This is a genomic window from Streptomyces sp. Sge12 (genome assembly GCF_002080455.1).
In the GTDB taxonomy this organism is placed as follows: Bacteria; Actinomycetota; Actinomycetes; order Streptomycetales; family Streptomycetaceae; genus Streptomyces.
On sequence record NZ_CP020555.1, the window covers coordinates 6,861,434 to 6,883,042 of the forward strand.

Genomic DNA, 21,609 nt, shown 5'->3' on the forward strand with positions numbered 1-21,609 from the left:
AGTCGGTCTGACCGGCAGGGGGACGCAAAGGAACGAAAGGCTATACGGAACGTGACGGCACCACAGCAGACCATCCACGTGGGCGGAGAGTGGCGCGAAGCCCTGTCCGGGGCCACGCGCGAGATCATCGACCCCGTCGACGCGAGCCCCTTCGCGCTCGTGGCGGAGGGCGGCGTACCGGACACCGACGACGCGGTCGCCGCGGCGCGGGCCGCCTTCGACGCCGGCGCCTGGCCGCGCACCCCCGTCGCCGAGCGGGCCGCCCTGCTGCGTCGCGTCGCCGACCTGCTGGAGCGCGACCGCGAGCGGATCGGCGCCCTGGAGAGCCAGGACGCCGGCAAGACGCTCGAGGAGGGCCGCGTCGACGTCGACTGCGTCCGCGACGCCTTCCGCTACTTCGCCGACCTCGTGGAGAAGGAGGATGGCGGCCGGATCGTCGACGCCGGTTCGAACGAGATCCGCAGCGTCGTCGTGCACGAGCCGGTCGGCGTCTGCGCCCTGATCACGCCGTGGAACTATCCGCTGCTCCAGGCCAGCTGGAAGATCGCTCCCGCCCTCGCCGCCGGCAACACCTTCGTGATCAAGCCCAGTGAGATCACCCCGCTGACCACCGTCGTGCTGATCGAGTTGTTGCTGGAGGCCGGACTCCCGCTCGGTGCGGCCAACATCGTCACCGGTCCCGGCGACACGGTCGGCGCCCGGCTCGCCGAACACCCCGACGTCGACCTCGTCTCGTTCACGGGCGGACTCGTCAGCGGTACGAAGGTCGCCAGGGCGGCCGTCGACAGCATCAAGAAGGTCGCCCTCGAACTGGGCGGCAAGAACCCCAACGTCGTGTTCGCCGACGCGTGTTCCACGCCCGAGGGGTTCGACACCGCCGTCGACCAGGCGCTCAACGCCGCCTTCATCCACAGCGGTCAGGTCTGCTCCGCCGGCTCCCGCCTCATCATCGAGGAGCCGCTGCGCGACCGCTTCGTCGCCGAGCTCGCCCGCCGGGCCGAACTGATCCGGCTGGGACGCGGCACCGACGAGGGCGTCGAGTGCGGCCCGCTCGTCTCCGCGGCGCAGCTGGCACGGACCGAGGCGTACGTGGCCTCCGCCCTCGCCGAGGGCGCGCAGCTGCGCGCGGGCGGCACGAAGCCGGCCGGCCCCGGCTACTTCTTCCGGCCCACGGTCCTGGACCGGTGCCACCGCGGCATGCGGGTCGTCCGCGAGGAGGTCTTCGGCCCCGTCCTCACCGTGGAGACCTTCCGCACCGAGGAGGAGGCCGTCGCCCTCGCCAACGACACCGAGTACGGCCTCGCCGGAGCGGTGTGGACCTCCGACGAGAACCGCGCCCGGCGGGTCGCCGCCCTGATGCGCCACGGCACCGTCTGGATCAACGACTTCCACCCCTACCTGCCGCAGGCGGAATGGGGCGGCTTCGGGAAGTCCGGCATCGGCCGCGAACTGGGCCCCGGCGGCCTCGCCGAATACCGCGAGGCCAAGCACATCTACCAGAACCTCGCTCCGCGCCCCGTGCGCTGGTTCGCGGGCGCGACGGCGAAGGGCCAGGCATGAGCGACCAGCACCTGTACGACTACGTCGTCGTCGGCGGCGGCACCGCCGGTTCCGTGATCGCCTCCCGGCTCACCGAGGACCCGGACGTCAGCGTCGCCGTCATCGAGGGCGGCCCCAGCGACGTCGGCCGCGACGACGTCCTCACCCTGCGCCGCTGGATGGGCCTGCTCGGCGGCGAGCTGGACTACGACTACCCCACCACCGAGCAGCCCCGGGGCAATTCGCACATCCGCCACAGTCGTGCGCGGGTGCTCGGCGGCTGTTCCTCGCACAACACCCTCATCGCGTTCAAGCCGCTGCCCTCCGACTGGGACGAGTGGGCGCAGGCCGGCGCCGAGGGGTGGGACGCGGCAGCCATGGACCCCTACTTCGCCCGGCTGCGCAACAACGTCGTCCCCGTCGGCGAGGCCGACCGGAACGCCATCGCCCGGGACTTCGTCGACGCGGCGCAGAGCGCCCTCGGCGTGCCGCACGTCGAGGGCTTCAACAAGGCCCCCTTCCACGAGGGCGCCGGCTTCTTCGACCTCGCCTACCACCCGGAGACCAACAAGCGCTCGTCGGCCTCCGTCGCCTACCTGCACCCCTTCCTGGACCGGCCGAACCTGCACATCGCGCTGGAGACCTGGGCGTACCGGCTGGAGCTGGAGGGCACCCGCGCCACCGGCGTGCACATCCGTACCAAGGAGGGCGCGGAGCACGTCGTACGCGCCCGGCGCGAGGTGCTGGTGTGCGCCGGGGCCGTGGACACCCCGCGCCTGCTGCTGCACTCGGGCATCGGGCCGCGCGCCGATCTGGAGAAGCTCGGCATCCCCGTCGTGCACGACCTGCCGGGCGTCGGCGAGAACCTGCTCGACCACCCCGAGTCGGTCATCGTGTGGGAGACGCACGGTCCGATCCCGGAGAACTCGGCGATGGACTCCGACGCCGGGCTGTTCGTCCGCCGGGACCCGGCGTCCGAGGGCCCGGACCTGATGTTCCACTTCTACCAGATCCCCTTCACCGACAATCCGGAGCGCCTGGGGTACGAACGGCCCGCGCACGGCGTGTCGATGACCCCGAACATCCCCAAGCCGCGCAGCCGCGGCCGGCTCTACCTGACGAGCGCCGACCCGGAGGTCAAGCCCGCGCTCGACTTCCGGTACTTCACCGACGAGGACGACTACGACGGCCGCACCCTCGTCGACGGCATCCGCATCGCCCGGCAGATCGCGGCGAGCGAACCCCTGGCCGGATGGCTGAAGCGCGAGGTGTGCCCCGGGTCCGAGGTGACCTCCGACGAGGAGCTGAGCGCGTACGCCCGCAAGGTCGCCCACACCGTCTACCACCCCGCCGGCACCTGCCGGATGGGGGCCGTCGACGACGAACTCGCGGTCGTCGCACCCGATCTGACGATCCGGGGCCTGACCGGCATCCGGATCGCCGACGCGTCCGTTTTCCCCACCATGACCGCCGTCAACCCCATGATCGGCGTGCTCATGGTCGGCGAGAAATGCGCCGACCTGCTGGGAGGAACCACCCGATGAACACTCCGCCGCACAGCACGACCCCGCACCGCACGACCCCGCACTCCGCCGCCCCGCCGCAGACACCCGCGGAGTCCGTCTTCTCCGTACGCAACCTGTGGAAGGTCTTCGGCGCGAAGGCCGACCGCGTGCCCGCCGACAAGGAACTCGCCGCCCTCGACGCCGCCGAGCTGCGCGAGCGCACCGGCTGCACCGCCGCCGTCCGCGACGTCTCCTTCGACGTCCGCAAGGGCGAGGTCTTCGTCGTCATGGGCCTGTCCGGCTCGGGCAAGTCGACGCTCGTACGCTGCCTCACCCGGCTCATCGAGCCGACCTCGGGCACGATCTCCATCGACGGCGAGGACGTGCTGTCCATGGACACCGGCCGGCTCCGCGAGCTGCGCCGGCACCGGGCGGCGATGGTCTTCCAGCACTTCGGGCTGCTGCCGCACCGGACGGTACTCGACAACATCGCCTACGGGCTGGAGATCCAGGGCGTGGGACGCGGCGAACGCCGCGACCGCGCGGCCGAGTTCGTCACCAAGGTCGGCCTCGAGGGCATGGAGCTGCGCAGGCCGAGCCAGCTGTCGGGCGGCCAGCAGCAGCGCGTGGGCCTGGCCCGCGCACTCGCCGTGGACCCCGAGGTCCTGCTCTTCGACGAGCCGTTCAGCGCACTGGACCCGCTCATCCGCCGTGACATGCAGGAGGAGGTCGTACGCCTCCACCGCGAGGAGGGCCGCACGATGGTCTTCATCACGCACGACCTGAACGAGGCGCTGAAGCTCGGCGACCGCATCGCGCTGATGCGCGACGGCCGGATCGTCCAGCTCGGCACGCCCGAGGAGATCGTCGGCGCCCCCGCCGACGACTACGTCCGGGACTTCGTCCGCGACGTGCCGCGCGAGCAGGTGCTGACCGTCCGCTCGGCGATGCGCCCCGCTCTCATCGGCGAGTCCGAGGCCGGCCCCGCACTCGCCCCGGGCGCCACCGTCCACGAGGCCATCGAGGCCGTCGCCCGCACGGGCGAGAACGCCCGGGTCGTCGAGAACGGCCGGTGCCTCGGTGTGGTCGACCACGCGGGACTGCTCGGTGTCGTCGCCGGGGTCCCCGCCGCGACGGGGAAGGCGGTGGCCTGATGTACGACCATACGACCTGGCCGCCGCCGTGCGGCACGACCGGCGCCGACACCGGGCGGTGGGCCCGATGACCGCAACCGTCACCCCTGTGCCCCCGGAGTCCACGGGCACCGAGAACGCGGCGGCCCCCGCTGCCCCCGCGACCTCCTCCGCGACCACCAAGGCCCCCGGGACCACCGAGGCCTCCACCGACGCAGGACCCGGTGTGCTGCGCGCGCTCGCGCGCCACCGCGGTCGGCTGATCGGCCTGTGCACGGCCCTCGCCCTCCTCCTCGGCGCCGTCCTCCTGGGTGGCGGAGGCTGGCCGTCCGCGCTCGCCGTCGACCTGTCGGGCCCGCTCGACCGGACCAGCGACTGGATCATCGACAACCGCGACAGCCACCCGCTGTTCCTCTACTTCCTCGGGCACGTCAGCAACATCGTGGTCGTGTCCGTCCGCGCCGCGTACCTGGTGCTGCTCGCGCTCGGCTGGGCCGGCGTCACCGCCGCCGCCGGGCTGCTGGCCTGGCGCGTCGCGGGAGTCCGGCTCGCACTGACCTCCATCGCCGCCTTCGCCGTGTGCGGACTGCTCGGCATGTGGGTGCCCACCATGCAGACGCTCGCCCTGATGGTGGTCGCCGTCGCCGCGTCCGTGCTGCTCGGAGGCCTCCTCGGACTCGCCGCCGGCCTGTCGGACCGGATGCACCGGATCCTGCGGCCTGTGCTGGACACCATGCAGGTGCTGCCCGCCTTCGCGTACCTGCTGCCCGTCGTCCTCGTCTTCGGCATCGGCGTGCCCGCGGCCGTCCTCGCGACCGTCGTCTACGCGGCTCCGCCCATGGCCCGCCTCACCGCGCTCGGCCTGCGCGACGCGGACGCCGGCGTCGTGGAGGCCGCCACCTCCCTCGGCGCCACCGGCCGGCAGCGCCTGCTGACGGCCCGGCTGCCGCTGGCCCGCAAGGAACTGCTGCTCGGCGTCAACCAGTCGATCATGATGGCGCTCGGTATGGCCGTGATCGCCTCCGTCATCGGAGCGGGCGGCCTCGGCGACCGGGTCTACCAGGCCCTGGCCTCCGTCGACGTCGGCGCCGCACTCGCCGCCGGTGTGCCGATCGTGCTGCTCGCCATCGTCCTGGACCGGGTCACCGCCGCGGCCGGCGCGCGCATCGGCGCTCCCGTGGCCCCCCGGAGCGGGCTCGCCCGGAACGTCGCCGCGCTGCTGACCGCCGCGGTCGTCGTCGGCGGCCGCCTCGTCGACGGGCTCTCCTGGCCCGCCGGGTGGACGCTGGACATCGCCGAACCCGTCAACCGGGCGGTCGACTGGATGACCGCCCACCTCTACTCCGGCGTACCGTTCGTCGGCGGCACCGCCGACTGGGCCGGCCACTTCACCACCTGGGTCCTCGGCCCGCTGCGCGACGGCCTCCAATGGCTGCCCTGGTGGGCGGTCCTGCTGGCCGTCGGCGCCCTCGCCCTGCTCATCGGCACCTGGCGCACCGCCGCCACCGCCGTCCTCGCGATGGCCGCGATCGGCGTCCTCGGCGTCTGGGACCCGGCGCTCGACACGCTGTCCCAGGTCCTGGCCGCCGTCGCGGTGACCCTGCTGATCGGCTTCACCCTCGGCGTCGCCGCGGCCCGCAGCTCCCGCCTGGGACGCGCGCTGCGCCCGGTCCTCGACGTCTTCCAGACGATGCCGCAGTTCGTGTACCTGATCCCGGTGGTGGCCCTGTTCGGTGTGGGCCGCGCCCCGGCGGCCGCGGCCGCCGTGGTCTACGCACTGCCCGCGGTGGTACGGATCACGGCCCAGGGCGTGCGCGCCGTGGACCCGGCGGCGCTGGAGTCCGCGCGCTCGCTGGGCGCCACCGGGCGCCAGCAGCTCTTCCAGGTCCAGCTGCCGCTGGCCCGGCCCGCGCTGCTGCTGGCCGTCAACCAGGGCGTGGTCCTGGTCCTCGCCGTGGTCGTCATCGGCGGCCTCGTCGGCGGCGGCGCGCTCGGCTACGACGCGGTCTTCGGACTCGCCCAGGGCGACCTCGCGACCGGCCTCGTCGCCGGCGCCGCGATCGTCTGCCTCGGCCTGATGCTCGACCGCGTCACCCAGCCGACACAGCGCCGCGACCTCGCCGGAAAGGGGGCCTGACATGGCTCGCACCACACGCTCCGCCGCCCTCGCGGCGGCCGCCGCCGTCGCCGTCTCCCTGACCGCCCTCACGGGCTGCGGCGCCGCCGACATGACCCGCCAGGCCTCCCCGTACGCCGACGCGAAGGGCTCACGCACGGTGACGCTGTCCGTGCAGTCGTGGGTCGGCGCACAGGCCAACGTGGCCGTGGCCCAGTACCTGCTGGAGCACGAGCTCGGCTACCGGGTGGACACCGTCCAGATCGACGAAGTCCCCGCCTGGGACGCGCTCAGCCAGGGCCGGGTGGACGCCATCCTGGAGGACTGGGGCCACCCGGAGCAGGAGAAGCGGTACATCGACGACAAGGGGACCATCGAGCGGGGCGGCGACCTCGGGGTGACCGGCCACATCGGCTGGTTCGTGCCCACGTACTTCGCCGAGGAACACCCGGACGTCACCGACTGGAAGAACCTGAACAAGTACGCCGACCAGTTCCGTACCGCGGAGAGCGGCGGCAAGGGCCAGCTGCTGGACGGCTCCCCGTCCTACGTGACCAACGACAAGGCCCTCGTGAAGAACCTGGACCTGGACTACCAGGTCGTGTTCGCGGGCTCCGAGGCGGCGCAGATCACGCAGATCAAGCAGTTCGCCAAGGAGAAGAAGCCGTTCCTGAGCTACTGGTACAAGCCCCAGTGGCTCTTCGAGAAGGTCCCGATGACGGAGGTGAAGCTGCCCGAGTACAAGGAGGGCTGCGACGCCGACCCGCAGAAGGTGGAGTGCGCCTACCCGCACACCCCGCTGCAGAAGTTCCTCAACGCCCGCTTCGCGGACGGCGGGGGTGACGCCGCCGCCTTCCTCAAGAAGTTCCGGTGGACGACCGACATGCAGAACGACGTCGCCCTGATGATCGCGGACGAGAAGCTGTCCCCCCAGGAGGCCGCGGGCCGCTGGGTGAAGGAGAACGAGGCCACCTGGCGGTCGTGGCTCCCGTCCTGACGCGGGTGCCGCCCGGCCGCGCCGGGTGAGGGTGCCCGGAGGGACGACCCCCTCCGGGCACCCGACTGCGCTCCGCGTGCGCGCGTACGCCGCGCCGAGTAGCGTCGAGAGGGAGTGTTCCGTCCCAACCGTGGCGGCCGGGCCCGGCGGGGCCGCCGCCGATATCGGCGGAGGCACGAGACCACATGCCTCAGCACAGCATCCACGTGATGACCGCCGCGGCCGCCCTGATGTGCCTGGCAGCGATCGGCCCCGCAGCGAGCGGCGCCGCCACGGCATCCGGCCGGCCCGCCGGCCAGTCCGCCGGTCAGCCCGGTGCGGCGGCCCCGTCCCGGTTCGTGCCCGGTCCCTGCCCCGAGTCGCCCGAGGCCGCCGAAGCGCTCGCCACCGCACGGTGCGGCGTCCTCGAAGTCCCCGAGAACCGCGCCCGCCCCGGTGGCCGGACCATCGAGCTGGCCGTGGCGGTCCTCCCGGCCGCCCACCCGGCGAAGCCGGCGCAGGACCCCGTGGTGTTCATGGCGGGCGGCCCCGGCGGCGACACGTTCGACGACATTCCCTTCCTCGTCGAGTCCGGCCTGAACAAGGACCGCGAGCTGATCGTCATGGCCCAGCGCGGCAACCTCCACGACCGGCCGAACCTCGCCTGCCCGGAGATCGACCGCTTCAACGAGCAGTCCGTGGGCCTGGGCTACGACGCCGAGCAGGCGGAGCAGCTCATGCTGAAGGCGGTGAAGGAGTGCCGCGACCGCCTGACGGCCGACGGCGTGGACCTCGGCGCCTACAACACCACGGAGAACGCGGCCGACTTCGCCGACCTGCGCGCCGCGCTGCACATCCCCCGGTGGAACGTCTACGGGTACTCCTACGGCAGCGATCTGGCCCTCACCTACCTGCGCCTGCACCCGGAGGGAATCCGCGCCGTGGCGCTCGACTCGGTCACCCCTCCCCAGTCCGCGGCCCTGCCGTGGGGGTGGCGGAGCGCCGCCGAGGGGATCGACAACATCTTCGACGCCTGCGCCGCCCAGCCCGCCTGCAAGAACCGGTACCCGGACCTCGCCCGCACGCTGACCGAGCAGGTGCGCAAGCTGGAGGCACACCCCCTGACCCTGAACGTCCCGCCACCGGGCGGCGGAAAGCCGGTCGAGGTCGTCCTCGACGGAGGCGCACTGCTCAACCTGATCGTCGCCTCCACCCCCCGGCCCAAGGACCTTCCGGCCGCGCTCGACGAACTCGCCCGCGGAAACCCGCAACGCTTCGCGCAGGCCCGCGCGGCCGGCTCGGTCCAGCCCGTGGGCATGTTCGCGCACGGCCTGACGAACTCGGTGGCGTGCAGCGAGTGGGCGCCGGGTTACTCGGAGGCCGACGTGCTGACCGCGGGCCGGGAGGCCTTCCCAGGCTGGCCCGACACGGTCCTGGCCCAGGCGCCGCAACTGCCCTTCCAGTACCCGGTGTGCCGGATCTGGAACGTGCCGGACCGCGCGGCCGTCCAGCGGGTGGCCACGGTCAGCAGCGTGCCCGCCCTGCTCGTCTCCGGCACGTTCGACGCGAAGACCGGGGCGAGTTGGGCGAAGGACGTGGCCCGCGACCTGTCCCGCTCGACCGCCGTCCAGGTCCCCGGAATCGGCCACTGGGTGGTGCCGCAATCGCCGTGCGCCCAGCGCGTACTGGCCTCGTTCCTCGCCCGCCCGACCGCACCCGACACCGCATGCGTGGACGACCTCGAACCCGGGCCGTTCACGATCGCCCCGAAGTGACCGGGAGGCCAGATGACACACCGGCAACCGTCCCGCCGCCACCGCACCGTACGACGCCTGCGGGCCACGTCGGCCGGGCTGGCGACCGGTCTCCTGGTCACCGGACTGCTCGCCGCGCCCGCCGGGGCGCAGTCGCGCACCGGGACCGGCCCCGGCCCCAGCCCCGGCTCCGATGCCCCGATCGGCACGGTCGCACGGACGGTGGGCGACGCCCGCTTCGAACCCGGCCCCTGCCCCAGGACGCCCGAACCGGTCGACGCGCTCCAGGGAGCCCGCTGCGGAACGCTCACCGTGCCCGAGAACCGCGCCGGGGCGACCGGCAAAACGATCGAACTCGGTGTCGCGATCGTGCCCGCCGCCACCGACAAGCCGAAGCCCGACCCCATCGTGTGGCTCGCGGGCGGACCCGGCGACGACGCCGTGGGGGAGGCGAAGATGGCGATCGACGGCGGCCTGAACCGCGACCGAGACGTGATCTTCATGTCCCAGCGCGGCACCTACTCGGCCGACCCGACCCTCCTGTGCCCCAACATCGACGAGTTCAACGCACGCGCCGTCGGCCTCGGCCACGACGCCCCGACCACCGAACGCCTGCACATCGAGGCCACGAAGGCCTGCCGCGACCAGCTGGCGGCCCGCGGGATCGACCTCGGCGCCTACAACGACACCGAGAGCGCCGCCGACTACGAGGACCTGCGCGCCGCGCTGGGCATCAAGCAGTGGAACCTGTACGGGATCTCCTACGGCACCCACCTCGCGCTGGTCTACATGCGCCTGCACCCCGAAGGCCTGCGCTCGGTGGGCATCGACGGCATTCTGCCGCCGTCCAGGGCCGGTTCGGCCGCGACCTGGAGCAGCGCCCGGCAGGGCTTCGACGGCCTGTTCAAGGCCTGCACGGCGCAGCCGGCCTGCAACAAGCGCTATCCGAACCTGTCGGCCACCTTCGACAAGCTCGTCCGCGACCTCGAGGCCAAGCCGGTCACCACCACCGTCACCGTCCCCGGCAGCGACAAGCCGGTCAAGGTCGTACTGGACGGCGCAGCCCTGGTGAACTGGATGACCTCGGCGACCCACATCGCGCCGCAGGTACCGCTCGCCCTCGACGAACTGGCCCACGGCAAGCCGCAGCGGATCGCCCAGCAGTGGGCGGGCGGCAAGCTCAGCCCGCAGGCCATGGGACGGGTCGCGCACGGTCTCGTCTACGGAGTCTTCTGCAGCGAGTGGACGCCGTACGAGGCGCAGGACGCCGCGCTCAAGGGCGGTCAGGAGACCTTCCCGACCTTCCCCCGCTCGGTCCAGGCCCAGGCCCCGCAGCTGGCCTACCTCCACCCCGACTGCGAGGTGTGGAAGGTCCCCCCGGCCCCGCCCTCGATCCGGGACGCCACGAGCGGTGACATCCCGACCCTCGCCCTGTCGGGCGGCTTCGACTCCCAGACCGGCGCGGACAACGGACCGTACGTCGCCCGAACGCTGAACAGGGCCAAGGTCGTCACGGTGCCGTACGAGCCGCACGTGGTGTTCGCGACCTCGAAGTGCGCGCAGGAGATCGCCGTCTCCTTCTTCGACGACCCGGCCGCGCCGAAGACCGAATGCCTGAAGACCCTCGAGGCGCCCGAGTTCGAGATCGGCCCGTAAGGCCTGCTCAGCGCAGTTGCTCGGCCAGTCCGACGATGATGCCTTCCGGGCCGCGGAGGTAGCAGAGCAGGTAGCTGTCCTCGAACCGGGCGATCCCGCCGACGAGTTCGGCGCCGTGAGGGCGCAGGCGGGCCACGGTGTCCTCGATGTCGTCGACGGCGAACATGACGCGGTGGGTGCCCAGGATGTTGTGCGGCCGGTTGTGCGGCCCCGCGCTGATCGCCGCGGGGCTGCGGTACTTCGCCAGCTCGAGCCGGCTGTGACCGTCCGGGGTCCGGACCATCGCGATGTCGCAGTGGACGCCGTCGAGTCCGGTGCACCGGTCGGCGACGGGGCCCTCGACCTGCGCCCTGCCCTCCAGCTCCATACCGAGTTCGACGAAGAACGCGACGGCGGCATCCAGGTCCTCGACGACGATGCCGACGTTGTCCATCCGTTGAATCGCCATGCTGGTCTCTCCTTCTTCCCTCGTGCGGCCGGTGGTGGCCGCTGGTGTCCACGCGGATCGCGGTGCGCGCCGCGCCCCTGCCGAAGCGGTCAGGACGTCGTCCCCGCCTTCACCCAGCCGTCGCCGCCGAGGGGGAACTCGTAGCCGGGGCGCCCGTTGTTGCCGCTGGTACGGAAGGGCGTGCCGTGGTTGTCGACGGTGAGGGTGCCGGAGCGGGAGCCGCTGGTCCAGGCCAGTTCCAGGTACCAGCTGACGTCGTACGCGGAGGCGTCGGCCTTGATGTAGAACACCTCCGGCTCGGACTCGCTCACCTTGAACGGGAACGTGGCCTGCCCCGCCGCCGGTACGACGGCCGGGCGCGCGGCGTCGAGGGCCACGCTGAAGGAGCGGGTGCGTACGCCCGCGCCGCAGCCGACGCCGGGATAGCCCATGGCGTAGTCGTTCCGGGCGAGGGGAGCGCGCTTCCCGGCGGTGCGGACGGTCAGGCCGTCCAGGACGACCGTCTCCTTGCCGGAGCCCTGGAGGGTGAGGGTGACGTACTGCTCTCGGGCCGAGACGGCTCCGGACGCCGCCACCCAGGCGGGAGCGTCCCGTTCCAGAGGCGGCGGGGACACCTGGGCCGGCGGCTTGTCGATCAGGTAGTGCTGGCCGCAGGGGGACTCCCAGGTGTAGGGCTGGGCCGTCACCGTGACCGGCGTACCGGTCGCCGGGTGCTCGCCGGGGCCGGACGGGTGCGGGCTCGCGGCGGCGTCGGTGCCGGCGCCCCCGGCCCCGGGGGCGGCGGGAGCGGATGCCGAGGACGAGGGCGAGGCCTGTGCCGGCGACGCGGAAGCCGTTCGGCCGGCCGTACGCTCCGCTGCGCCGGCCGGGAGGGACGCGGCGCCGCCGGCCGGACCGCCGGCATCGGCATGCCGCGCCGGCAGGTTCAGGGCGAGCGCGACCGCGCAGGCGATCACGGCCACGGCGGCTCCGGCGAGGGCGGCCTTCCGGTGACGGCGCCGCTGCTCCGGTACGGGCCGACCGGAGAGCTCGGGCAGGTCCACCGGGGACTCCGCCACCGCAGGCGGCGCGGAGTCCTCCGACGCCTGCGGGGTCGTCCGGGCGGTGCCGGTGCCGGTGGCGGTCGGCTCGCCGACCGGTCGCTTGACGCCCGGCTCGCCGCCCTTGCGCGGGCGGTTGGCGTCCGCCAGTACCCAGCGCCGGTGCAGTTCGACGAGCTCCTCGGACGAGGCCTTGCAGAGGCGGGCGAGCCGTTCGACCGGTGCGTAGTCCGCCGGGACGACGTCACCGGCGCAGTAGCGGTGGAGCGTCGACGTGCTCATGTGGAGTCGCTTGGCGAGCGTTCCGTAGCTCAGACCCGATCGGTCCTTCAACTCCCGCAGCAGCTCGGCGAACCCGGTCCCGGCCGCGTCCTGTGACACCGTTCCTCCCACCCCGTGTTCCGTTCCACGTCCCAGGAACAGGTTGTTTCTGCAGCTCAGACCCTGTGCCGCCGTCCCAGCATCCCTGACCGTCCATCGGATGTGGTCCCTGGGACGGATCACCGCGCAGGCTCAGGTCATCCAAGCACACGGCCTCCGGGCAGCCGGTATCGACCGGCCGCCGCAGGCCCGTACCCGAGAGGACCCCGTCATGTCCGTGTCCCGCCGCATCCCCACCCTGCCCGTCGCTGCCGCCCTCGCCGTGCTCGTCCTCACCGGGTGCCAGGGCGGCGGGGGTCTCAAGGACGGAGGGCCCGCGACGGACACGGGCTCCGCCCCGGCCTCGCCCTCGGCGACGGGCGCCGCGACTTCGGCTCCCGCCACGCCCACCACCGGTGGCGGCACGGCGGGTTCCGACCCGGCCGCGCCCAAGGCTTCCGCGGACCCGTCCGCCGCGGACCGCCGCGTCCTGTGCAACGGCTCCAACACCGCCGTGACCGTCCAGGCGGTTCCCCGTCCGCTCAACCACATGCTGATCACCGTGAAGAACACCGGGTCGAAGGTCTGCGACCTGACGTACTACCCGGTGCTCCGCTTCGACGAGATGCAGTGGGCGCCGGCCGCGCGGAAGGAGACGCAGCCCCAGGCCGTGGTCTCCCTCGCACCCGGCGAGTCGGGTTACGCGGCAGCCGTGCTGTCGGCGGCCGACGGCAGCGGGGAGGGCGGGACGACCGGACAGCGGCTCACGATCGCCTTCCAGGGCGTGACGCCCAACAGCAGCGGCGGAGCATCCGCCATCCCGCCGCTGCCCGCCAAGGGCCTCTACTACGACAGCTCGCTGACGGTCACCTACTGGCAGCAGGACATGGACGACGCCCTCGGCTCCTGAGCCGGGATCAGCAGCGAGGGCGCCCGGAACGCGACCCGTCGCCCAACTCCACCACTGGACGGCTTGGTTGTGCGTACGCCCGAAGCCGGGCCGCTTCGGGGAGTGACCGGCCGAAGGACAAGGAGCACGCCAACGGCCCGGCACAGGACGGCGCAGGCCCGGTCCGGGGTGGGTCGTCAACCTGATCCCTTGGGGGGCCTTCACCCGGTACGTGGACACGCCGCCCGCGATGCGGGACGCCCGGGGCCCGGCCTTGCGGCCCGTGCACCGCACCCCGAGGGGTGGCCGCCGGGTTGCCGCGCCAGGGCGTGCCCCATGCCGCTCGGCTACCGTCTGCGATCGAATCGCTCGATAGTCGCTCTGCGTGAGGAACTTCATGTCCGTACCGAGCGTCGCCCCTTCCCTGTTCACCATCCGGCTCCTCGACGGCTTCGCCGTGCGGTGCGCCGACCGTGCCGTCGACGTGCCGCCCAGCGGCCAGCGGCTCGTCGCCTACCTCGCCCTGCGGATCGGCGCCGGACGATCGGCGGCCGCGGCCGTGCTGTGGCCCGAGGTGCCCGATGAGAAGTCGCAGGCCAGCCTCCGGACCGCGGTATGGCGGGTGAACCGGGCGGCACCCGGCCTGGTGGTCACCCGCGGGATCCACGTCGCCCTGGCACCGGACACGGTCGTCGACAACCGGGAATTCACCGCCCGCATCAGGCGGATACTGCGACCGACCGCCGGCGGTCAGCCGCCGCCGGTGGACGAGGACGGCTACGCCTGGCTGCTCAGGGGCGGGGAGCTGCTGCCGGGCTGGTACGACGAGTGGGTGCTGCTCGAGCAGGAGCACACCCGCCAGCTGCGACTGCACGCGCTGGAGGCGGCAGCCCATCGCATGGCCGTCCACGGCAGCTTCGCAGGGGCCCTGGAGCTCGCCTTCGAGGCCGTTCGCCTGGAGCCGCTCCGGGAGAGTGCCAGCAGGGCGGTCATCGCGGTGCACCAGTCCGAGGGGAACGCCGTCGATGCGGTCCGGCACTACGAGTGGTTCCGCCGGCTGCTCGACGCGGAACTGGGGCTGCGGCCCTCGGCGCAGCTGACGGCACTGGCCCGGGGGCAGGTCGTGGCCCCGCGCGGCACCACCGGTGATCGAGCGGTGACGCCGTGGTGACACGGGCGGGATAAGCCATACCCAACAGATGACCTGGCGGAGGGAAAGCCGATGGCGGTGCAACTGTCCTACCCCGGCGTGTACGTGGAAGAGCTGTCCAGCGGCGTGCGCACGATCACGGGTGTCCCCACCTCGGTCACGGCCTTCGTCGGCCGCGCCCTGCGCGGCCCGCTCCACAAGCCCGTGACGCTGACCTCCTACGCGGACTTCGAGCGCAGCTTCGGCGGCCTCTGGTCGGACAGCCATCTCGGCTACTCCGTAAGGGACTTCTTTCAGCAGGGGGGCGGAGTGGCCCTCGTCGTACGGGTCCACGCCGCCGCCGCCAACGACACATCCGTCATCACCCTGGGATCCGGCAACAGGCGGCTGAGGCTCAACGCGGCCTCGCCCGGGGTCTGGGGCGCGAAACTCAAGGCGACCGTCGACGACGACGTCCGGCTGAACGACGACGGCACGAAGGACCCGGCGCTGTTCAACCTGACCGTCCTCGACACGGCGACCGGAGTCAAGGAGGTGTTCCGCAACGTCTCCATCGCGCCCGGCGCCGGCCGCCGGGTCGACCTCGTCCTCGCGGCCGAATCCCAGCTCGTCAGGGCGGACTCCGCGCTCCCGACCCAGCCGCAGAGCGGCTTTCCGGTGGAGGCCACCGCCACCGGAGGGGCCGACGGCGGGCCGATCACCGCGGCGGACATCACCGCCGGCACCAACTTCGAGACGGACAAGAAGGGCCTCTACGCCCTGGAGCACGCCGACCTGTTCAACCTGCTCGTCATCCCGCCCTACGCGGGCACCGGCGACCCGGGCGACCGCGACGTCGAGAGCCAGGTCATCACCTCCGCCCTCGCCTACGCCGCCAAGCGGCGTGCCGTCGTCGTGCTCGACCCGCCCCCGTCCTGGACCACGGTGGCCCTGGCCACCGCCGGCGCGGCCGCGCTGACCAGCAGCAAGAACGCCGCCGTCTACTTCCCCCGGATCAGGCAGCCGGACCCCCTCCGGGACGGCCAGGTGATGTCCTTCGCCCCGTCCGGAACCGTCGCCGGTGTGCTGGCCCGCACCGACGCCGAGCGGGGCGTCTGGAAGGCCCCGGCCGGACTCGACGCCACCCTGCCCGGAGTCACCGAGCTGGCCCTGCCGCTGACCGACGCGGAGATCGGGCTGCTCAATCCCGTCGGGGTGAACTGCCTGCGGCTGGCACCCGGCGCGGGGCACGCCGTCTGGGGAGCCCGTACCCGCAACGGCGCGGACCGCATCGCCTCCGAGTGGAAGTACCTACCGGTGCGCCGTACCGCCCTGTTCATCGAGGAGAGCCTCTTCCGCGGCATCCAGTGGGCGGTCTTCGAACCGAACGACGAACCCCTGTGGGCCCAGCTGCGCCTGAACATCGGAGCCTTCCTCAACAACCTCTTCCGGCAGGGCGCCTTCCAGGGCAAGACCGCGCGCGAGGCGTACTTCGTGAAGTGCGACGCGACGACCACCACCCAGACCGACATCAACCTCGGCGTCGTCAACATCCTCGTCGGCTTCGCTCCGCTCAAGCCCGCCGAGTTCGTCGTCCTCCGGCTGCAGCAGATCGCCGGCCAGATCCCCGCCTAGGAGTCGACCCCATGGCACAGTTCAGCGTCAACGCCCAGCGCTTCGACCCGTACAAGAACTTCAAGTTCCGGGTGAAATGGGACGGCCGCTTCGTGGCCGGCGTGAGCAAGGTGAGCGCGCTCAAGCGCACCACCGAGGTCGTCGAGCACCGCGACGGAGCCGACCCCTCCACCGCGCGCAAATCACCGGGCCGCACGAAGTACGAGGCCATCACCCTCACCCGCGGCGTCACCCACGACGTCGAGTTCGAGCGGTGGGCCAACAAGGTCTGGAACTTCGGCTCCGGGCTCGGGGCGGAGGTCTCCCTCAAGGACTTCCGCAAGGACCTGATCATCGAGCTGTACAACGAGGCGGGCCAACTGGTCATCGCCTACAAGGTCTTCCGCGCCTGGGTCTCGGAGTTCCAGTCCCTCCCCGAGCTCGACTCCAACGCCAACGCCGTGGCCATCCAGACGCTCAAGCTCGAACACGAGGGCTGGGAGCGCGACCTGGACGTGGTCGAGCCGCAAGAGCCCTCGTTCGTCGAGCCGTAGGAGGGGACATGCGCACACTGCCCGCGGGAGAGGTGCTGCGGCTGTGGGACGAGTGCCGGGACGCGTCCCCGCAGACGCGTGCCCTCGCCCTGGCCGCCGCGGCCGACGACGACACCGTCTGCGCCGTCCCGCCGGCCGAGCGGCCCATCGGCCGCATCACCGCGCAGCTGCTGCGCCTGCGCAACGCGCTGGCCGGTCCGCTGATGACGGCCACGGTCGGCTGCCCGGGGTGCTGCGGGACGGTGGAGTTCCAGGCCACGACGGAAGCACTGCTCGCCCTGGAGGACAAGATCGTCGACTCCCCGCCGCCCCTGCTGCACGGCGGGTACGAGGTGGCCTGGCGATGCCCCTCGTACGGGGACCTCCGGGCGGTGGCCGAACTGCCCGAGTCGGAGCAGGCGGACGCCCCGGACAACGGCGCGCTGCTGCTGCTCGAGCGATGTCTGCTGAGCCCACGCCATGAGGAGCGCACCCGGGCGTCGTCCGCCGCCGACCTGCCCGGTGCGGTGCGCGAGGCGCTCACCGAGGCCATGTCGTCCGCGGACCCGCTCGCCGACCTGTTGGTCGACCTCCGGTGCCCCGACTGCGAGCACCAGTTCACCGCCGACCTCGACGTGGCCGCCTTCGTGTGGGCCGAGCTCGACTCGCGGGGCCGGCAGCTGCTGCTCGACGTCGACGTGCTGGCCCGTTCCTACGGCTGGTCCGAGAGCGAGGTGCTCGCGCTGAGCGAGCCGCGAAGGGCGAGCTACCTCCGCATCGTCACAGGGGAACTGCCATGACCGATCTGCTGCACCGCCTCGCCTCCCGGGCCACAGGACGGCGCGGCCGGCCCGCCGCCGTCGCGGTCCTGCCGCCCCGCCCCGCCGCCGGGCGGGCGTTCGGGGAGCGGGAGCCCGTCGGGCCCGGCGCGGACACCACGCCGCAGGAGGCAGCGGACGGGGCCGCGCGCCCGCCGGACGACGCGGCGACCGCGCGGGGCGCCGGGACCGGCCGTGGTGCGGCCGACGACCGGCCCGTCCACGGGCCCGCGGACGCGCCGCACGGCCTGCCGCCCGTTGCCGTTCCCGCCCTCCCCGCCCGCGGGGCCACGCCTTCGCCGGTCCCCGCCGCGGACGCCGCGGAGCGCGGTACGCCCGGCCCCGTACGCCGCGTCGAACCGCAGGACACCGCGCCGCACCGGCCACTCGCCGCGCCGGTCTCCGCCACGCCCGCGACCACCGCCGCCCCGTCGTCCGGCGCACCGGCCGTACGGGCCCCCGCCGATGACGGAGGCGCCTCCCCGGTCCCGCACGGCCGGCCCGGACCGGACGGGCCCCGACCGCACCGCCGCCCCGCGGCCCCCGGTCAGGAATCCGCGCGGCCGGCGCGGACGCGGAAGGCCCTCGGGATCCCCGTGGCCCGGCCCGCGCCGCTCCCCGCCCCGGTCCCGGCGACGGTGCGCCCCCGTACCGCCGCGGCCCCGACGCTCCCCGCCCCCGGGGAGCCGGCCCCCGCCGTCACGATCACCATCGGCAGGGTCGAGATCCGCGCGGTCCCCCCGGCGGTACGCGCGCCCGCCCCTTCGGAGCCGGACGGTGTCCTCCGCAGCGGGACGGCAGCGGGCGCCGGCACGCTGTCCCTCGGTGACTTCCTCCGCGGCACCCGGGACCCGCGATGAGCGCCGGGCGGCCGCAGGTGCGGATCGTCATCGACGAGGTCGTGCTGCGCGGCCTGACACCGGACCAGGCCGGCTCCGTCGTGTCCGGTCTCGAGCGGTCCCTCGGCGCCCTCGCCGCCGGAGCCGACCCCGCCGCCCTCACCGGGCGCGCCCTGCCGGTGGTCCGCCCCCGGCTCGCCCCCACCCCCGCACCGAACGCGGCCGCGCTGGGCGCCCAGGCCGCGGCCGCGATCTGGACGGCCCTGGGAGGCGACCGTTGATCTCGCCCCGTGTCGTCAAGGGAGGCCTCGTCGAGGTGGAGGTCACCAGCGGCCGCGTCCTGCGGACGATCGCCCTCCAGTACAACCCGGACGCGCTCACCCGCACCGTCGCCGTCCAGGCCGCGGGCGGAGACACCGGCCAGGCGCTGCGGCTCAAGGGCGTCGCCGTCGAGACGCTGCGCCTGGAGGCGGAGATCGACGCGACGGACCGGCTCGAATTCCCCGAACAGAACCCGGGAACGGTCGAATTCGGCATCCACCCGCAGCTCGCCGCCCTGGAACTGCTGGTCAACCCACGGGCCACCACGCTCGTGGACAACGACGCCCTGGCCGCCAGGGGCATGCTGGAGGTCCTGCCCATGGAATCGCCGCTGACGCTGTTCGTATGGAGCAAGCAGCGCGTCGTACCGGTCCGCGTGACCGAGCTGTCGATCGCCGAGGAGGCCTTCGACACCCTGCTCAACCCGATCCGCGCCAAGGTCACCCTCGGCATGCGCGTCCTGTCCGTCGACGACCTCGGCTTCGGCCACCGCGGGGGAGCGCTGTTCATGAGCCACCTGCGCAACAAGGAGGCGCTGGCCTCCCGCGCCGGCTCGGCCGCCCTGTCCGCCCTCGGGCTGGAGGTGATCTGAGGTGCCCGACCCGCTCCAGGCACTCCTCGCGGCCGGTGCCGTGCCCACCGTCGCGCTTCCGCCGACCAGCCGCTACGCCGACGCCGGCATCACGGCCCACGTCCGGCCGCACGAGCCCGGTGAGGAACCCGCGCCGCCCGTCCCGTACTTCCGCCGCCGGCTGTGCCCGTCCCCGGAACGCTTCGCGCTGCTCCACGAGTACGCGACCGCGGCGGGCGACCGCCGGGACCTGCTCGCGGCGAGCCTGCTGGGCGACCCGGAGCTGTGGTGGCGGCTGGCCGACGCCAACGGGATCATCGACCCGGCCCGGATGACCCTGCCGCCGGGGCGCCGGCTGCGCATCACCCTGGCCGAAGGCGTGCCCGGAGCACCGGATGAATGACCTGCCCCCGGGCCCCGTCCGGCTCCAGCTGTTCCTCGGCCCTGCCGTCCCCGTGCCCGCGCCGCGCTTCGTGGTCGACGCGCTGACCGGCCTCAAGGTCGAGAGCGGCGCCGGGGACGCACAGAGCGGGTTCGAGCTGACCTTCTCGATCGCCAAGGACTCCCCGGTCCAGGCGTTCTTCCCGATCACCGTGCCCGTGTTCCGGTGCGTCGTCGCCGTCACGGTGCGCGGCATCACCGAAGTCCTCGTCGACGGCGTGGTGACCCACCAGGACATGACCGCGGCCGGACCCACCTCGGTGCTCCACGTGAAGGGCAAGGACATCAGCTGCGTCATGGACCTGGTGCCGTTCGACGGCCTGCCCTATCCGGCGATGTCACCGGCCGTGCGCGCCCTGACCGTCCTCGCGAAGTACGCGGCACTGGGCTGCGCGCCGGTCGTGATCCCGAGCCTGCTGGAGGACGTACCGATCCCCGTCGACCGCATCCCCGTGCACCAGGGCACCGACTACGCCTACGTCATGGCCCTCGCCAAGGAGGTCGGTCACGTCTTCTACATCGAACCAGGACCTGTGCCGGGGGTGAGCAAGGCGTACTGGGGGCCGGAGATCCGGCTCGGAGCACCGCAGCCCGCGCTCAGCGTCGGCCTCGACGCCGCCCACGACAACGTCGCCACCCTCAACTTCACGTTCGACAAGGAGAAGAGGGAGCTTCCCATCGTCGCGATCCAGGAACGCACCAGCAAGGCCCCGCTCCAGCTGCCCGTCCCCGACGTGGCCCCCATCCGGCCGCCGCTGGGACTCGTCCCCCCGCTCCCCCCGAAGTTGCACCGCATGACGGACACCGCGAACCTCACCCCGCTCGCCGCCGTGATGAGGGGCGTCGCCCACGCCGCCCAGCACTCCGACGCCGTGTTCGCCGCCGGCACCCTCGACGTGGCGAAGTACGGCCATGTACTGCGCTCCCGCCGACTGGTGGGGGTGCGCGGCGCGGGCACCGCCTTCGACGGCCTCTACTACGTCACCCGCGTCACGCACGACATCCGGCGCGGCTCCTACACCCAGTCGTTCTCGCTCGCCCGCAACGGCGTCGTCTCGACCGTCCCGGCGGTGCCGGTATGACCCAGACCAGGACGCCCGCTGTGACCGGCTTCGTCGGCAAGTACCGAGGCACCGTCGCCAACAACGTCGACCCGCTGCAACTGGGCCGGATCCAGGCCATCGTCCCCGACGTCTCGCCGAGCGTGTCCTCGTGGGCGATGCCCTGCCTGCCCCTCGCCGGGATCAACACCGGCGTCTTCACCGTGCCACCCATCGGCTCCGGAGTCTGGATCGAGTACGAGCACGGCGACGCCGACCACCCGGTCTGGGTCGGCGGCTACTGGGGGAGCCCGGCCGAAGTCCCGCTGCTGTCCCGCACCGTGCCGCCCGGCATCTGCGGCATCACCCTCCAGACCACCCTCAAGAACGGTCTGGTGATCAGCGACGCCCCGGGACCGACCGGCGGGATCCTGATCACCACCGCGACCGGCGCCATGATCTCGGTCAGCGACGTCGGCATCGTCATCAGCAACGGCAAGGGCGCGACGATCTCCCTGACCGGACCGACCACCGACATCAACCTCGGCGGACTGACGGTGGTGTGACCGATGCCCGGACCGATCCTCCACCTCGGCGCCACCGTCCTGTGCACCCACGCCGGACAGGCCACACCGACCACGCCCTTCCCCCGGGTGACCGTCTCGGGCCAGCCCGTCGTCACCCTCGCCACCCCATACGTGGTGGCCGCCTGCGGGCTCACCGGCACCCCCACCCCGCCGTGCGCCACCGCCCAGTGGCTCGCCGGCGCCGTGCGGGTGCTGGCGGGCGGCACACCCGTCGCGCTCCAGTCCGGCACCTCGATGTGCACCCCCACCGGGACCCCACTCACCCCGCTGGCCGCCCAGACCCGGGCGATCGCCTCATGA

The 21,609-nt window shown here is 73.0% G+C and carries 21 protein-coding genes; 19 read left to right on the forward strand and 2 right to left on the reverse strand.

Features of this window, described 5'->3' with window-relative positions; all coding sequences use genetic code 11:
* Window positions 1-51: 51 nt before the first annotated feature.
* The 7 genes from B6R96_RS30730 to B6R96_RS30760 all read left to right on the forward strand — a co-directional run bounded on the left by B6R96_RS30730 (window position 52) and on the right by B6R96_RS30760 (window position 10,679).
* Window positions 52-1,560: an aldehyde dehydrogenase family protein gene (locus B6R96_RS30730; RefSeq protein WP_081524237.1), complete on the forward strand. Its 1,509-nt coding sequence runs from the start codon at window positions 52-54 to the stop codon at window positions 1,558-1,560.
* Window positions 1,557-3,083 (forward strand): GMC family oxidoreductase, encoded by a 1,527-nt coding sequence (locus B6R96_RS30735; protein ID WP_081524238.1) that lies wholly within the window; start codon window positions 1,557-1,559, stop codon window positions 3,081-3,083. The genes B6R96_RS30730 and B6R96_RS30735 overlap by 4 nt, the downstream gene beginning before the upstream one ends.
* The gene (locus B6R96_RS30740) at window positions 3,080-4,198 is read left to right on the forward strand and encodes a quaternary amine ABC transporter ATP-binding protein (RefSeq protein WP_081524239.1); all 1,119 of its coding nucleotides are present in this window, start codon (window positions 3,080-3,082) and stop codon (window positions 4,196-4,198) included. Before B6R96_RS30735 ends, B6R96_RS30740 begins: the two co-directional genes overlap by 4 nt.
* Before the next feature lie 67 nt (window positions 4,199-4,265).
* Window positions 4,266-6,314, forward strand: a complete 2,049-nt coding sequence (locus tag B6R96_RS30745) for an ABC transporter permease subunit (protein WP_081524240.1) — start codon at window positions 4,266-4,268, stop codon at window positions 6,312-6,314.
* A 1-nt stretch (window position 6,315) separates the two neighbouring features.
* Window positions 6,316-7,290: an ABC transporter substrate-binding protein gene (locus B6R96_RS30750; protein ID WP_030384113.1), complete on the forward strand. Its 975-nt coding sequence runs from the start codon at window positions 6,316-6,318 to the stop codon at window positions 7,288-7,290.
* Between the two features lie 185 nt (window positions 7,291-7,475).
* Window positions 7,476-9,044, forward strand: a complete 1,569-nt coding sequence (locus tag B6R96_RS30755) for an alpha/beta fold hydrolase (protein ID WP_081524241.1) — start codon at window positions 7,476-7,478, stop codon at window positions 9,042-9,044.
* Window positions 9,045-9,056: 12 nt separating this feature from the next.
* Window positions 9,057-10,679 carry an alpha/beta fold hydrolase gene (locus B6R96_RS30760; RefSeq protein ID WP_081524242.1) on the forward strand — a complete coding sequence of 541 codons (1,623 nt, stop codon included), beginning with the start codon at window positions 9,057-9,059 and terminating at the stop codon, window positions 10,677-10,679.
* 7 nt (window positions 10,680-10,686) lie between these two features.
* Here the strand turns inward: B6R96_RS30760 and B6R96_RS30765 are convergent, their stop codons facing one another.
* Both B6R96_RS30765 and B6R96_RS30770 read right to left on the reverse strand, forming a co-directional pair.
* Window positions 10,687-11,127: a VOC family protein gene (locus B6R96_RS30765; protein ID WP_081524243.1), complete on the reverse strand. Its 441-nt coding sequence runs from the start codon at window positions 11,125-11,127 to the stop codon at window positions 10,687-10,689.
* Between the two features lie 89 nt (window positions 11,128-11,216).
* Window positions 11,217-12,548 carry a helix-turn-helix domain-containing protein gene (locus tag B6R96_RS30770; protein ID WP_081524244.1) on the reverse strand — a complete coding sequence of 444 codons (1,332 nt, stop codon included), beginning with the start codon at window positions 12,546-12,548 and terminating at the stop codon, window positions 11,217-11,219.
* 211 nt (window positions 12,549-12,759) lie between these two features.
* Between B6R96_RS30770 and B6R96_RS30775 the strand changes: the two genes are divergently transcribed.
* The 12 genes from B6R96_RS30775 to B6R96_RS30830 all read left to right on the forward strand — a co-directional run bounded on the left by B6R96_RS30775 (window position 12,760) and on the right by B6R96_RS30830 (window position 21,609).
* Window positions 12,760-13,437 (forward strand): DUF4232 domain-containing protein, encoded by a 678-nt coding sequence (locus tag B6R96_RS30775; RefSeq protein ID WP_081525333.1) that lies wholly within the window; start codon window positions 12,760-12,762, stop codon window positions 13,435-13,437.
* A 376-nt stretch (window positions 13,438-13,813) separates the two neighbouring features.
* The gene (locus tag B6R96_RS30780) at window positions 13,814-14,587 is read left to right on the forward strand and encodes an AfsR/SARP family transcriptional regulator (RefSeq protein ID WP_081524245.1); all 774 of its coding nucleotides are present in this window, start codon (window positions 13,814-13,816) and stop codon (window positions 14,585-14,587) included.
* Window positions 14,588-14,638: 51 nt separating this feature from the next.
* Window positions 14,639-16,180, forward strand: coding sequence for a phage tail sheath family protein (locus B6R96_RS30785; RefSeq protein ID WP_081524246.1), 1,542 nt, complete (start codon window positions 14,639-14,641; stop codon window positions 16,178-16,180).
* An 11-nt stretch (window positions 16,181-16,191) separates the two neighbouring features.
* Window positions 16,192-16,713: a phage tail protein gene (locus B6R96_RS30790; protein WP_081524247.1), complete on the forward strand. Its 522-nt coding sequence runs from the start codon at window positions 16,192-16,194 to the stop codon at window positions 16,711-16,713.
* 8 nt (window positions 16,714-16,721) lie between these two features.
* Window positions 16,722-17,492, forward strand: a complete 771-nt coding sequence (locus tag B6R96_RS30795; RefSeq protein WP_081524248.1) for a hypothetical protein — start codon at window positions 16,722-16,724, stop codon at window positions 17,490-17,492.
* Window positions 17,489-18,370, forward strand: a complete 882-nt coding sequence (locus B6R96_RS30800) for a hypothetical protein (protein ID WP_081524249.1) — start codon at window positions 17,489-17,491, stop codon at window positions 18,368-18,370. Before B6R96_RS30795 ends, B6R96_RS30800 begins: the two co-directional genes overlap by 4 nt.
* Window positions 18,367-18,630, forward strand: coding sequence for a hypothetical protein (locus tag B6R96_RS30805; RefSeq protein ID WP_081524250.1), 264 nt, complete (start codon window positions 18,367-18,369; stop codon window positions 18,628-18,630). Before B6R96_RS30800 ends, B6R96_RS30805 begins: the two co-directional genes overlap by 4 nt.
* Window positions 18,627-19,262 (forward strand): hypothetical protein, encoded by a 636-nt coding sequence (locus B6R96_RS30810; RefSeq protein ID WP_081524251.1) that lies wholly within the window; start codon window positions 18,627-18,629, stop codon window positions 19,260-19,262. The genes B6R96_RS30805 and B6R96_RS30810 overlap by 4 nt, the downstream gene beginning before the upstream one ends.
* Window position 19,263: 1 nt before the next feature.
* Window positions 19,264-19,644, forward strand: a complete 381-nt coding sequence (locus tag B6R96_RS30815) for a hypothetical protein (RefSeq protein WP_053176199.1) — start codon at window positions 19,264-19,266, stop codon at window positions 19,642-19,644.
* Window positions 19,637-20,764, forward strand: coding sequence for a hypothetical protein (locus B6R96_RS30820; protein ID WP_030384127.1), 1,128 nt, complete (start codon window positions 19,637-19,639; stop codon window positions 20,762-20,764). Before B6R96_RS30815 ends, B6R96_RS30820 begins: the two co-directional genes overlap by 8 nt.
* Window positions 20,761-21,288, forward strand: coding sequence for a phage baseplate assembly protein V (locus B6R96_RS30825; RefSeq protein WP_081524252.1), 528 nt, complete (start codon window positions 20,761-20,763; stop codon window positions 21,286-21,288). The genes B6R96_RS30820 and B6R96_RS30825 overlap by 4 nt, the downstream gene beginning before the upstream one ends.
* A 3-nt stretch (window positions 21,289-21,291) precedes the next feature.
* Window positions 21,292-21,609: a hypothetical protein gene (locus B6R96_RS30830; protein ID WP_030384129.1), complete on the forward strand. Its 318-nt coding sequence runs from the start codon at window positions 21,292-21,294 to the stop codon at window positions 21,607-21,609.